Raw genomic sequence first — 13995 nt, forward strand, 5'->3', positions numbered from 1 at the left:
AGTGTTCAATGCACTACTCATTTACTGAGAAGAAGCGTATTCGTAAATCTTTTGCGAAACGCGCTAACGTTCACCACGTTCCGTTCCTGCTGGCGACCCAGCTCGAGTCGTATCTTGGCTTTCTGCAACAAGACAAAGTACCGTCTCAACGTAAGAATGAGGGCCTGCAGTCGGCTTTCACCTCAATTTTCCCTATCGTTTCGCACAATGGTTTTGCGCGTCTCGAATTTCTGTCGTACGTGCTCGGCGATCCGCCGTTCGACGTCAAGGAATGCCAACAGCGTGGCCTGACCTTCGCGTCGCCATTGCGCGCCAAGGTGCGTCTGGTGATCCTGGACAAGGAATCACCGACCAAGCCGGTCGTCAAGGAAATGAAAGAACAGGAAGTCTACATGGGCGAATTGCCGCTCATGACGACTACCGGTTCGTTCGTCATCAACGGCACCGAGCGCGTTATCGTGTCGCAGCTGCATCGTTCGCCAGGCGTGTTCTTTGAACATGACCGCGGCAAGACGCACTCGTCCGGCAAACTGCTGTTCTCGGCCCGTATCATTCCTTACCGCGGTTCATGGCTGGACTTCGAGTTCGACCCGAAAGACATCCTGTTCTTCCGCGTCGACCGCCGCCGCAAGATGCCTGTCACGATCCTGCTGAAAGCGATCGGCATGTCGGTCGAGCAGATCCTGGCCAACTTCTTCGTATTCGACAACTTCGCGTTGCGTAACGAAGGCGCGGAGATGGAATTCGTAGCAGAACGCCTGCGTGGCGAAGTTGCGCGTTTCGACATCACCGACAAAGCTGGCAAGGTCCTGGTCGCGAAAGACAAGCGTATCAATTCCAAGCACGTGCGTGACGTCGAAGCCGCTGGCATCAAGCATATCTCGGTGCCGGAAGACTACCTGCTGGGCCGCGTCCTGGCGCGTAACATCGTTGACGGCGACACTGGCGAAGTAGTGGCCAACGCCAACGACGAGCTGACCGAAGAATTGCTGGCCAAGCTGCGTGAAGCTGACATCAGCGACATCCAGACTCTGTACACCAACGACCTGGACCAAGGTAGCTACATCTCGCAGACTCTGCGCAGCGACGACACCAACGACCAGATGGCTGCCCGCGTCGCGATCTATCGCATGATGCGTCCAGGCGAACCGCCAACCGAAGATTCGGTTGAAGCGCTGTTCAACGGTCTGTTCTACAACGCTGATCGTTACGATCTGTCGGCTGTCGGCCGCATGAAGTTCAACCGCCGCATCGGCCGCGATGAACTGACTGGCGCCATGACGCTGTCGAACGACGACGTGCTGGCGGTGATCAAGATCCTGGTTGAATTGCGTAACGGCCGCGGCGAAGTGGACGATATCGATCACTTGGGTAACCGTCGTGTGCGTTGCGTCGGCGAACTGGCTGAGAACCAGTTCCGCGCTGGCCTGGTGCGTGTTGAACGTGCTGTCAAGGAACGCCTCGGCCAAGCCGAAGCGGACAACCTGATGCCGCATGACCTGATCAATTCCAAGCCGATTTCGGCCGCTATCCGTGAATTCTTCGGTTCGTCGCAGTTGTCGCAGTTTATGGACCAGACTAACCCGTTGTCGGAAATCACCCACAAGCGCCGTGTATCGGCACTTGGACCGGGCGGTTTGACCCGTGAGCGCGCTGGCTTTGAAGTGCGCGACGTGCATCCAACCCACTATGGCCGTGTCTGCCCGATCGAAACACCGGAAGGCCCGAACATTGGTCTGATCAATTCGCTGGCTTTGTATGCTCGCCTGAACGAATACGGTTTCCTCGAGACTCCGTACCGCAAGGTTGAAGACAGCAAGGTTACCGAGCAGATCGACTATCTGTCGGCAATTGAAGAAGGCCGCTACATCATCGCCCAGGCGAATGCGACCATCGACAAGTCCCTGAAGCTGTCGGATGAACTGGTTTCCGCACGTGAAGCCGGCGAAACCATCTTGGTATCGCCAGAACGCGTCCAGTACATGGACGTGGCGCCAGGCCAGGTGGTTTCGGTTGCAGCATCGCTGATCCCGTTCCTCGAACACGATGATGCGAACCGCGCATTGATGGGTGCCAACATGCAGCGCCAGGCAGTTCCTTGCCTGCGTCCAGAGAAGGCATTGGTCGGTACCGGTATCGAACGCACCGTGGCAGTTGACTCCGGTACAACCGTGCAGGCACTGCGTGGCGGTATCGTTGATTACGTCGATGCGGGTCGTGTCGTTATTCGTGTGAATGACGAAGAAGCGACTGCCGGCGAAGTCGGTGTCGACATCTACAACCTGATCAAGTACACACGTTCGAACCAGAACACCAACATCAACCAACGGCCAATCGTGCAAGTTGGCGACCGCGTCGCCAAGCACGACGTGATCGCCGACGGCGCATCGACCGATCTGGGCGAGCTGGCTCTGGGCCAGAACATGCTGGTGGCGTTTATGCCATGGAACGGCTACAACTTCGAAGATTCGATTTTGATCTCCGAAAAAGTCGTGGCTGACGACCGCTACACTTCGATCCATATCGAAGAGTTGTCGGTAGTTGCACGCGACACCAAGCTGGGCGCTGAAGAAATCACCCGCGACATCTCCAACCTGGCCGAAAACCAGCTGGCGCGTCTGGATGAGTCCGGCATCGTCTACATCGGTGCTGAAGTCGAAGCCGGCGATACGCTGGTCGGTAAGGTGACACCTAAGGGTGAAACCCAGCTGACGCCAGAAGAAAAGCTGCTGCGCGCGATCTTCGGTGAAAAGGCTTCTGACGTTAAAGATACGTCGCTGCGCGTGCCTTCTGGCATGGTCGGTACAGTGATCGATGTACAAGTGTTCACTCGCGAAGGCATCCAGCGCGACAAACGTGCACAACAGATTATCGACGACGAACTGCAACGCTATCGCCTGGACCTGAACGACCAGTTGCGGATTGTTGAAGGCGATGCTTTCGAACGTCTGGAACGCATGTTGATCGGCAAGGTTGTCAACGGCGGTCCGAAGAAACTGGCCAAGGGCGCCAAGCTGACCAAGGAATACCTGGCAGACCTGGACAAATACCACTGGTTCGATATCCGCCCGGCGGATGACGATGCAGCGGTAGCGCTGGAAGCGATCAAGGAATCGATCGCCGAGAAGCGTCATCAGTTCGACCTGGCGTTTGAGGAAAAGCGCAAGAAGCTGACCCAGGGCGATGAGCTGCAGCCTGGCGTACAAAAGATGGTCAAGGTTTACCTGGCTGTTAAACGCCGTCTGCAACCAGGCGACAAGATGGCCGGCCGTCACGGTAACAAGGGTGTGGTTTCGCGCATCCTGCCGATCGAAGACATGCCGCACATGGCCGACGGTACACCAGCAGACATCGTGCTGAACCCGCTGGGCGTGCCATCGCGTATGAACATCGGTCAGGTTCTGGAAGTGCATCTGGGCTGGGCTGCCAAGGGTCTGGGTCTGCGTATCGGCGAAATGCTGAAGGCGCAAACCAAGATTGCTGAACTGCGCAAGTTCCTCAACACGATCTACAACGAATCGGGCAAGACAGAAGATCTGGACAGCCTGAGCGACGAGGAAATCCTGCATCTGGCGGACAATCTGAAGCTGGGTGTGCCGTTCGCAACGCCGGTGTTTGACGGTGCGCACGAAGATGAAATCCGCCGCATGCTGGATCTGGCTTATCCGGACGCCATCGCCAAGCAGCTGGGCATGACGCCTTCGAAGAACCAGGTAACGATGTATGACGGCCGTACCGGTGAAGCTTTCGAGCGCAACGTCACTGTCGGCTACATGCATTACCTGAAACTGCATCATCTGGTCGACGACAAGATGCATGCACGTTCTACCGGTCCTTACTCGCTGGTTACACAGCAGCCACTGGGCGGTAAAGCACAGTTCGGCGGCCAGCGTTTCGGTGAGATGGAAGTTTGGGCATTGGAAGCTTACGGTGCGTCGTACGTGCTGCAGGAAATGCTGACAGTGAAGTCGGATGACGTGAACGGTCGTACCAAGGTGTATGAAAACCTGGTCAAGGGTGACCATGTGATCGATGCAGGCATGCCGGAATCCTTCAACGTTCTGTTGAAAGAAATCCGCTCGCTGGGTATCGATATGGATCTCGACCGCGAGTAATCCGTCGTACTGGTGCAGTACAGAGCAGTAGGGTGGGCAGCGTTGCCCGCCCTACGCAGCAATAGTAAAGAATCTTAGTTTCTTCACGCCAACTGGAGTGATACATGAAAGCACTGCTCGATTTATTCAAGCAAGTTCAGCAAAATGAACAGTTCGACTCGATCAAGATTGGTCTAGCGTCGCCCGAAAAAATCCGTTCATGGTCTTATGGCGAAGTAAAAAAGCCTGAAACCATCAACTACCGTACCTTCAAGCCAGAGCGCGACGGTCTGTTCTGCGCCAAGATTTTTGGCCCGATCAAAGACTACGAATGCCTGTGCGGCAAGTACAAGCGTCTGAAGCATCGCGGTGTGATCTGCGAAAAGTGCGGCGTTGAAGTCACGCTGGCCAAGGTGCGCCGTGAGCGCATGGGCCACATTGAACTGGCATCGCCGACTGCGCACATCTGGTTCCTGAAATCGCTGCCGTCGCGTCTGGGCATGGTCCTCGACATGACCCTGCGGGATATCGAACGCGTATTGTATTTTGAAGCCTACGTCATCACCGATCCAGGCATGACGCCGCTGAAGCGTTGCCAGATCATGTCGGAAGACGACTACGCCGCCAAGTACGAAGAATACGGCGACGATTTCACCGCATTCATGGGCGCCGAAGGCATCCGTGAGCTGCTGCGCGCGATCGATATCGACCGCGATGCGGAAACTCTGCGTCAGGAATTGAAAGAGTCGAAGTCCGAAGCCAAGATCAAGAAATACGCCAAGCGCTTGAAAGTGCTGGAAGCGTTCCAGCGTTCGGGCATCAAGCCTGACTGGATGATCATGGAAGTGTTGCCGGTGCTGCCGCCTGAGTTGCGTCCGCTGGTGCCGCTGGATGGTGGCCGTTTCGCTACCTCCGACCTGAACGACCTGTATCGCCGCGTCATCAACCGTAACAACCGTCTGAAGCGCCTGATGGAATTGCGCGCTCCGGAAATCATCACCCGCAACGAAAAGCGGATGTTGCAGGAAGCGGTTGACTCGCTGCTGGACAATGGCCGTCGCGGTAAGGCAATGACTGGCGCCAACAAGCGTCCGCTGAAATCCCTGGCAGAAATGATCAAGGGTAAGGGCGGTCGTTTCCGTCAGAACTTGCTGGGTAAGCGCGTCGACTATTCCGGCCGTTCGGTGATCGTGGTGGGTCCACAGCTGAAACTGCATCAGTGCGGCTTGCCGAAACTGATGGCACTGGAACTGTTCAAGCCATTCATTTTCCACAAGCTGGAAGTGATGGGCATCGCCAGCACCATCAAGGCGGCCAAGAAGGAAGTTGAAAACCAGACTTCCGTGGTGTGGGACATCCTGGAAGACGTGATCCGCGAACATCCGGTCATGTTGAACCGCGCGCCTACATTGCACCGTCTGGGTATCCAGGCGTTCGAGCCGGTCCTGATCGAAGGCAAGGCAATCCAATTGCACCCGCTGGTCTGCGCCGCATTCAACGCCGACTTTGACGGCGACCAAATGGCGGTACACGTACCACTGTCGATCGAAGCACAGATGGAAGCGCGCACTTTGATGCTGGCTTCCAACAACATCCTGTTCCCATCGAACGGCGAACCGTCGATCGTGCCGTCGCAGGATATCGTGCTGGGTCTGTACTACGCCACCCGTGAGCAAATCAACGGCAAGGGCGAAGGCATGATGTTCCCTGACGTGTCGGAAGCCATCCGTGCCTACGACAACAAGGAAGTCGAGCTGACGACCCGCGTTACCGTGCGTATCACCGAGTATCCGAAGGATGCGGTTACAGGCGAATTCGTCAAGACCATCAAGCGTTACGAAACGACTGTCGGCCGTGCGATCCTGTCGGAAATCCTGCCTAAGGGCCTGCCATTCACCGTGCTGAACCGCGCGTTGAAGAAGAAGGAAATCTCGAAGCTGATCAACACTTCGTTCCGTAAGTGCGGCCTGCGCGCGACGGTGGTGTTTGCTGACCAGCTGATGCAGTCCGGTTTCCGCCTGGCGACCCGTGCCGGCATCTCGATCTGCGTGGACGACATGCTGGTGCCGCCACAAAAGGCGACCATCATCGCGACCGCGGAACAAGAAGTGAAGCAGATCGAACAGCAGTACTCGTCCGGTCTGGTGACTGCCGGCGAACGCTACAACAAGGTTGTGGACATCTGGGGCAAGGCCGGCGACGACGTCGGCAAGGCCATGATGGAGCAACTGAAGGTAGAAGACGTGGTCCGCCGCGACGGCACCAAGGGCACTCAGGAATCGTTCAACGCGATTTACATGATGGCCGACTCCGGTGCGCGCGGTTCCGCGGCACAGATTCGTCAGCTGGCCGGTATGCGTGGCCTGATGGCGAAACCGGATGGTTCGATTATCGAAACGCCGATCACCGCGAACTTCCGCGAAGGTCTGAACGTTTTGCAGTACTTTATTTCGACCCACGGTGCACGTAAAGGTCTGGCCGATACCGCGCTGAAGACAGCGAACTCGGGTTACCTGACACGTCGTCTGGTTGACGTGACCCAGGATCTGGTCGTGATCGAAGATGATTGCGGCACTTCCAACGGCGCCTCGATGAAGGCGATGGTTGAAGGCGGTGAAGTGATCGAAGCGCTGCGCGACCGTATCCTCGGCCGTGTTGCTGCCAACGATATCGTCAATCCGGAAACCCAGGGCACCTTGTACGAATCCGGTACTTTGCTGGACGAAGATGCAGTTGAAGAAATCGAACGCCTCGGCATCGATGAAGTCAAGGTCCGCACGCCGCTGACTTGCGACACACGCTACGGCCTGTGCGCGCAATGTTACGGTCGCGACCTGGGCCGCGGCTCGCTGGTCAACAACGGTGAAGCAGTCGGTGTGGTTGCTGCGCAGTCGATCGGTGAACCTGGTACCCAGCTGACCATGCGTACCTTCCACATCGGTGGTGCGGCATCGCGTTCGGCAGTGGCGTCCAGTGTCGAAGCCAAGTCCAACGGTACGGTCCGCTTCACGGCGACCATGCGTTACGTGACTAACGGCAAGGGCGAGCTGATCGTGATTTCCCGTTCCGGCGAAGTCCTGATCACTGACGACCACGGCCGTGAGCGTGAGCGTCATAAAGTACCTTACGGTGCTACCCTGATCGTCAAGGATGGCTTGACCATCAAGGCCGGTACGGCACTGGCGACATGGGATCCGCTGACCCGTCCGATCATTACCGAGTACACCGGTACTGTCCGCTTCGAGAACGTCGAAGAAGGTTCGACCGTGGCCCGTCAGATCGATGAAGTTACCGGTCTCTCGACTCTGGTGGTTATCGATGCGAAGCGTCGTGGTTCGGTCACCAAGACTGTTCGTCCACAGGTCAAGCTGTTGAACGAACAAGGCGAAGAAGTCAAGATCGCCGGTACTGAACACGCTGTGACGATCGGCTTCCAGGTTGGCGCGCTGATTACCGTGAAAGACGGTCAGCAAGTGCACGTTGGTGAAGTGCTGGCGCGTATCCCGACTGAATCGCAAAAGACTCGCGATATTACCGGTGGTCTGCCACGCGTTGCCGAGCTGTTCGAAGCACGTTCGCCTAAGGATGCAGGTATGCTGGCTGAAGTCACAGGTACTGTGGCCTTCGGTAAGGAAACCAAGGGTAAGCAGCGTCTGGAAATCACAGACATGGACGGCAACAAGCACGAGTTCCTGATTACCAAGGACAAGCAAGTGCTGGTGCATGACGGCCAAGTCGTGAACAAGGGTGAAATGATTGTCGACGGCCCAGCCGATCCGCAAGACATCCTGCGGCTGTTGGGTATCGAAGCACTGGCGCGCTACATCGTTGACGAAGTTCAGGACGTGTACCGCTTGCAAGGCGTGAAGATCAACGACAAGCACATCGAAGTGATCGTGCGCCAGATGTTGCGTCGCGTTCAGATCGTTGATGCCGGCGATGCGTCTTACATCACTGGCGAGCAGGTCGAGCGTTCGGAACTGCTAGACGAAAACGATCGCGTGATTGCAGCGGGCAAGATTCCTGCAACTTACGAAAACGTATTGCTGGGTATTACCAAGGCATCGCTGTCGACCGATTCGTTCATCTCGGCCGCATCGTTCCAGGAAACCACCCGCGTGTTGACCGAAGCCGCGATCATGGGCAAGAAAGACACGCTGCGCGGTTTGAAGGAAAACGTCATCGTCGGCCGTCTGATTCCAGCCGGCACCGGTCTCGCGTTCCACCGTGCACGCAAGGAAAAAGACAGCTGGGAAGCGGAAGAGCGCACAGCGCTGTTGCAATCCGAGCAGGCAGCACGCCTGGCGGCTGCGGAAGCACGCGCAGCTGAAGAGCTGGGTGCGCAAGAGAGCGGCGAAGCGTAATACGCTGCAGCGTAGCTGCAAGACAAAACGGCAGTGGATGAAAATCCACTGCCGTTTTTTTATGTCTGCAAGATCAGTCCGCCGTAACGCTGGCCGGCGACGCCATCAATCCTTTTGCTGGCGCATGGGCTTGCCGTTGTCGATCACTTCCCGGCAATCGCCCTTGAAAGTGGAATTGTCGTAATCGGTCCAGCCGTAGCTGTCGACGTAGCGCTTGTGTGGGCGCAGCTTGCTGCTCAGGAAGCTCCAATCCAGATGCTCGTCCGGATAGCGGATGTCGGCCAGGTCGAGCAGCGAATGGAAGACGTTTTCAGTCGTCATGCGCGCACGCTTGTGGCGCTGCAGCTGATCGACCTTGTCGGGATAGGATTGCTTATAGATGTCGGAATACCACATCAGCGCCGGGATATGGAATTCGAACTGGGTGTTGTGGCCGTGGAAGGCAATCTTGCAGCTGCCGTCGTACAAGGTCTGGCCGTGGTCTGAAAAATACATCATCGCGCTCAATTGCCTGGAATCCCGCAGCTGGCCGATGACCTGGGCCAGGAACCAGTCGACATAGCGGATCGAGTTGTCGTAGCTATTGCTTAGCGCCGGCTTGTTCGCCAGGTTGGTATAGGCCGGATGCTCGACGCCGAACAGGGAGGGCTGCCATTTGTCGAATTCCTGGGGATAGCGATGGCTGTAATTCCAGTGGTTGCCGAGCGTGTGCAGCACGATCAGCTTTTTCGGCGCCGGATCGGCCATGGCTTTTTGCAGTTGCGGCAACAGGATCGCATCCAGATTCGAGGCATCGGTAAAGCCGCCTAGATTCAGGAATTGCACCACATCCGCCTCGTTGGCGAAGACCGAGACCGGGGTATCGAACTTGCCGTAGGACATCTGGTTCGAGATCCAGTAGGTCTTGAAGCCGGCTTCCTTATAGCCGGTGATGAACGATTTTTCGGCAAAGCCGGCCTTCAGGCTCTCGGTGGCCGGCTTGCGCGAGACCATAACCGGCACCGACAGCCGGGTAGCCGAGACCGAGGTAATCACATCCGAGAAACTGACCAGGTTGCTTTCCTTGCCGAGCAGGGGATTGGTGTCGCGCTGATAGCCGTTCAGGCTCCAGCGGTCGTAGCGCGACGATTCGCCGATCACCATGACCACGATTTGCGGCGTGTCCTGATGGCTGGCCTGATGCGCGCCGAAATGGAACTGGCTGTTCTTGTGTTCGAGGTCGTCCAGGTATTCCCGTTCTTTCCAGAAATCGTAGCCGCGCACTGCCAGACCGAAGGGCCAGGTGCGGCTGACCGGTTCCGCTTCCAGCGGCGTCGCCGCCCAGGTCGGCAGCTTGCCGAAGTGCAGGCCCGGGCTGGCCGCCAGGCTGCTACCTGTGGCACTGCCGGGCGCTGGCTGAACCCCGATCTCCTGTCCATATAACCAGACGCATAGGCCGACAGCAAGTACTAACCAACCGAACCAGCGCGAGGGTCCTTCCAGATCCAGGTCGCGGGTGCGGGCGGCCGCCAGCCAGCTGAGCGCCCACCACAGCACGACCAGCGCAAGAATCAGCGCCAGCCACCAGATCTTGTCGCCCAGGAACTCCAGCGCTTCGCCTGGACTGGTTTCGGCAATGATGCCGAGATGATGGGTAGAGATGCCCTGGCCGTAGAATTTGCGTAGGTAGAGCTCGGTCGGCAGCGCAAGAAAGGCGGGGATCAACAGCCAGTGAAACCAGGCGGGGCGCTTGAAAATCGACCAGATCACCAGCCACAGCGCCATTTCGGTGGCAATGATGCGGGCTGGATGATCTACCGCCTGCCCGAACAGCAAGGGTACGAAGGGAACTAGGGACAAGGCCAGGTAGGTAACCAGCACGAACAGGTTTTTGCGGCGAAACAAGGCAGGCATCATGGTGGGGGAGGATAGTTGAATCCCATTATCCCGTAAAGCTGGCGCCGGGAATCGCGCCATATGAGATATAGGCAGGCGTCGCGTTGGCGGAATGGCCGATATGGCAACAATCCCGCTTGCCGGACTGTTGCGTTTACGGGGTGGTCATCACAGACAGCGGTTGACTGCCAGGCATCATAGGGATATACTCGCGGGTTCTCGATTGTAGGCTCTATGGGCCGAACGTTCTTTGGTCTGCTTCCGCTTTCTTATAGCGCGTTCCTCCTCTACTGCTGAATCGAATTGTGCGCAGGTGTTGTGCGATTCGCATGATTCCTTGTGCAAGTATCTGTCCAATCCCGGACAACCGATTTCGGGATTGTTGTTATTAACGTCGTAATTTTGTTGGATATATAACGATGCCAACCATCAATCAATTGATTCGCCAGCCGCGCGTTTCTGCGGTCGTAAAGAGCAAATCACCAGCGCTGGAAAACAGCCCGCAAAAACGCGGCGTTTGCACCCGCGTTTATACGACAACTCCAAAGAAGCCTAACTCGGCTTTGCGTAAAGTTGCCAAAGTTCGCCTGACCAACGGTTTCGAAGTCATTTCGTACATCGGCGGTGAAGGCCATAACCTGCAAGAACATAGTGTCGTGCTGTTGCGCGGCGGCCGTGTAAAAGACTTGCCGGGTGTGCGTTACCACATGGTTCGCGGTGCACTGGATACCCAGGGCGTCAAGGATCGTAAGCAAGCACGTTCGAAGTACGGTGCAAAGCGTGCTAAGGCTGCAAAGAAATAATAGTTTTCGCCAGGCGCAAGCCGAACGAATAAGTGTCGGTCCCCAATGGGCCGAGTAAGTGGGTGGCTATGATGGCTGTCCGCGAGTGTGCAGATACAAAAGATCTGTCGCTCAACTGAAGATTGAAAGGAATCGAAATGCCACGTCGTCGTGAAGTTCCCAAGCGGGAGATTCTGCCGGATCCGAAATTCGGTAATGTTGATGTTGCGAAGTTCGTCAACGTCTTGATGTTGTCCGGTAAGAAATCGGTCGCAGAAAACATCATTTACGGTGCCTTCGAGCACATTCAAGCCAAATCCGGCAAAGATCCGCTGGAAGTGTTTGCCCTTGCTATCAGCAACGCCAAACCATTGGTTGAAGTTAAGTCGCGTCGCGTTGGTGGTGCAAATTACCAGGTGCCAGTTGAAGTTCGTCCTGTCCGTCGTATGGCTTTGTCGATGCGTTGGTTGCGTGAAGCAGCTAACAAGCGCAGCGAAAAATCGATGCCGCAACGCCTGGGCGGCGAATTGCTGGAAGCCGCAGAAGGCCGCGGCGGCGCAATGAAAAAGCGTGACGAAGTTCACCGTATGGCAGAAGCGAACAAGGCGTTCTCGCACTTCCGCTTCTAATAGACTGGGCAGCCGGCTCCCTGATTCGAGCCGCTGTCCGCATCTGAAATTTGTTCGAGCCGAGCGCATATTTTTATCAAAAATGGCGCTCGGTTTCGTGCATTAAAAGACTTAGGATTAAATCATGGCTCGCAAGACCCCCATTGAGCGCTATCGCAATATCGGTATCTCCGCTCACATCGATGCAGGTAAAACCACGACTACAGAACGCGTTCTGTTTTATACCGGTGTGAATCACAAAATCGGTGAAGTGCATGATGGCGCGGCCACCATGGACTGGATGGAGCAGGAACAAGAGCGTGGCATCACGATCACTTCCGCTGCGACCACCTGTTTCTGGAAGGGCATGGCGGGTAACTTCCAGCCTCACCACATCAACATCATCGACACACCGGGCCACGTTGACTTCACGATTGAAGTTGAGCGCTCGATGCGTGTTCTGGACGGCGCCTGCATGGTTTACTGTGCAGTCGGCGGCGTGCAGCCACAGTCGGAAACAGTGTGGCGTCAAGCTAACAAGTACAAGGTTCCACGTCTGGCGTTCGTCAACAAGATGGACCGTACCGGCGCGAACTTCTTCAAGGTTTTCGAGCAGATGCGCGCTCGCCTGAAGGCTAACCCGGTTCCTATGCAAGTACCTATCGGCGCTGAAGACAAGTTCGAAGGCGTGATCGACCTGGTCAAGATGAAGGCGATCTACTGGCACGACGATACCCAAGGCATGACTTTCGACTACCGTGAAATCCCTGCTGAGCTGGCTGCCGAAGCCGCCAAGTGGCGCGAAAACATGGTCGAAGCCGCTGCTGAAGCATCGGAAGAGCTGATGAACAAGTACCTGGAAGAAGGCGACCTGACAGAAGCCGAAATCAAGGCTGCGATCCGTCAGCGCACCCTGGCCAGCGAAATCGTGCCGATGATGTGCGGCACTGCGTTCAAGAACAAGGGCGTGCAAGCGATGCTGGACGGCGTGGTTGAGTACCTGCCATCGCCATCCGACATTCCTCCAGTCCCAGGTCTGGATGAAGACGACGAGCCTATCGTGCGTAAAGCTGAAGACAGCGAGAAGTTCTCGGCGTTGGCGTTCAAGATCGCAACTGACCCGTTCGTTGGTCAGCTGTGCTTCGTGCGTTGCTACTCGGGTACTTTGAATTCGGGCGATACAGTCCTGAACTCGGTCAAGGCGAAGAAAGAGCGTATCGGCCGTATCGTGCAGATGCATGCTAACCAGCGCGAAGAAATCAAGGAAGTGCTGGCAGGCGACATCGCCGCTGTGGTTGGTCTGAAAGACACGACAACCGGCGACACTTTGTGCGATCCGGCAGCATTCGTGATCCTGGAGCGCATGATATTCCCTGAGCCGGTGATTTCGCAGGCTGTCGAGCCTAAGACCAAGGCTGACCAGGAAAAAATGGGCCTGGCGCTGAACCGCCTGGCTGCAGAAGATCCTTCTTTCCGTGTCCGCACAGATGAAGAATCGGGTCAGACCATCATCGCCGGTATGGGCGAGTTGCATCTGGACATTATCGTAGATCGTATGAAGCGTGAATTCAACGTCGAAGCGACCGTTGGTAAGCCACAGGTTGCGTATCGTGAAACGATCCGCAAGACTTGCGAAGAAATCGAAGGCAAGTTCGTCAAGCAATCCGGTGGTCGTGGTCAATACGGTCACGTGGTTCTGAAGATTGAACCGCAAGAACCAGGCAAGGGCTTTGAATTCGTTGACGCGATCAAGGGCGGTACCGTTCCACGCGAATACATCCCTGCAGTTGAAAAGGGTGTGCGCGAAACACTGAATACCGGCGTGTTGGCCGGCTACCCAGTGGTTGATGTCAAGGTAACCCTGTTCTTCGGTTCCTACCATGACGTTGACTCGAACGAAAATGCGTTCCGCATGGCCGCTTCGATGGCGTTCAAGGACGGCTGCCGTAAAGCCAGCCCGGTTATTCTGGAGCCAATGATGGCTGTTGAAGTCGAAACTCCGGAAGACTACGCTGGTACCGTGATGGGCGATCTGTCGTCGCGTCGCGGCATGGTGCAAGGCATGGATGAAATCGCCGGCGGTGGCGGCAAGATCATCAAGGCCGAAGTGCCTCTGTCGGAAATGTTCGGTTACTCGACTTCGTTGCGTTCGGCTACACAAGGCCGTGCAACCTACTCGATGGAATTCAAGCACTACTCCGAAGCGCCGAAGAACGTTATCGATGCAATCGTAACGTCCAAAGCCAAGTAATCAGGCAAGTAGCCCTTGTCC

The 13995-nt window shown here is 56.3% G+C and carries 6 protein-coding genes; 5 read left to right on the top strand and 1 reads right to left on the bottom strand.

From position 1 onward, the window contains the following. The first annotated feature begins 8 nt into the window (after positions 1-8). Together rpoB and rpoC are read left to right on the top strand one after the other, a co-directional pair. Positions 9-4115 carry a DNA-directed RNA polymerase subunit beta gene (rpoB, locus tag BCF11_RS12755; RefSeq protein ID WP_098495075.1) on the top strand — a complete coding sequence of 1369 codons (4107 nt, stop codon included), beginning with the start codon at positions 9-11 and terminating at the stop codon, positions 4113-4115. Between the two features lie 104 nt (positions 4116-4219). Beyond that, positions 4220-8458, top strand: coding sequence for a DNA-directed RNA polymerase subunit beta' (gene rpoC, locus BCF11_RS12760; RefSeq protein ID WP_098495076.1), 4239 nt, complete (start codon positions 4220-4222; stop codon positions 8456-8458). A gap of 105 nt (positions 8459-8563) precedes the next feature. On the opposite strand, the gene BCF11_RS12765 is transcribed toward rpoC, so the two are convergent. Then, a complete protein-coding gene (locus BCF11_RS12765) occupies positions 8564-10351 on the bottom strand; it encodes a phosphoethanolamine transferase (RefSeq protein ID WP_098497479.1) in 1788 nt (595 codons plus the stop codon). Between the two features lie 401 nt (positions 10352-10752). Between BCF11_RS12765 and rpsL the strand changes: the two genes are divergently transcribed. From rpsL to fusA, 3 genes are all read left to right on the top strand, one after another. Continuing rightward, positions 10753-11136: a 30S ribosomal protein S12 gene (gene rpsL, locus BCF11_RS12770; RefSeq protein WP_014004389.1), complete on the top strand. Its 384-nt coding sequence runs from the start codon at positions 10753-10755 to the stop codon at positions 11134-11136. 137 nt (positions 11137-11273) lie between these two features. Next, positions 11274-11744, top strand: a complete 471-nt coding sequence (gene rpsG / locus BCF11_RS12775) for a 30S ribosomal protein S7 (protein ID WP_014004390.1) — start codon at positions 11274-11276, stop codon at positions 11742-11744. 124 nt (positions 11745-11868) lie between these two features. Continuing rightward, positions 11869-13974 (top strand): elongation factor G, encoded by a 2106-nt coding sequence (fusA, locus tag BCF11_RS12780; protein ID WP_098495077.1) that lies wholly within the window; start codon positions 11869-11871, stop codon positions 13972-13974. Positions 13975-13995 lie beyond the last annotated feature (21 nt).

Source organism: Collimonas sp. PA-H2, assembly GCF_002564105.1.
In the GTDB taxonomy this organism is placed as follows: Bacteria; Pseudomonadota; Gammaproteobacteria; order Burkholderiales; family Burkholderiaceae_D; genus Collimonas.

Excerpts from the sequence above, each read along its gene's own strand:
- rpsL (WP_014004389.1), top strand. The coding sequence starts at position 10,753 with ATGCCAACCATCAATCAATTGATTCGCCAGCCGCGCGTTTCTGCGGTC.
- BCF11_RS12765 (WP_098497479.1), bottom strand. The coding sequence starts at position 10,351 with ATGCCTGCCTTGTTTCGCCGCAAAAACCTGTTCGTGCTGGTTACCTAC.
- fusA (WP_098495077.1), top strand. The coding sequence starts at position 11,869 with ATGGCTCGCAAGACCCCCATTGAGCGCTATCGCAATATCGGTATCTCC.
- rpoB (WP_098495075.1), top strand. The coding sequence starts at position 9 with ATGCACTACTCATTTACTGAGAAGAAGCGTATTCGTAAATCTTTTGCG.
- rpoC (WP_098495076.1), top strand. The coding sequence starts at position 4,220 with ATGAAAGCACTGCTCGATTTATTCAAGCAAGTTCAGCAAAATGAACAG.
- rpsG (WP_014004390.1), top strand. The coding sequence starts at position 11,274 with ATGCCACGTCGTCGTGAAGTTCCCAAGCGGGAGATTCTGCCGGATCCG.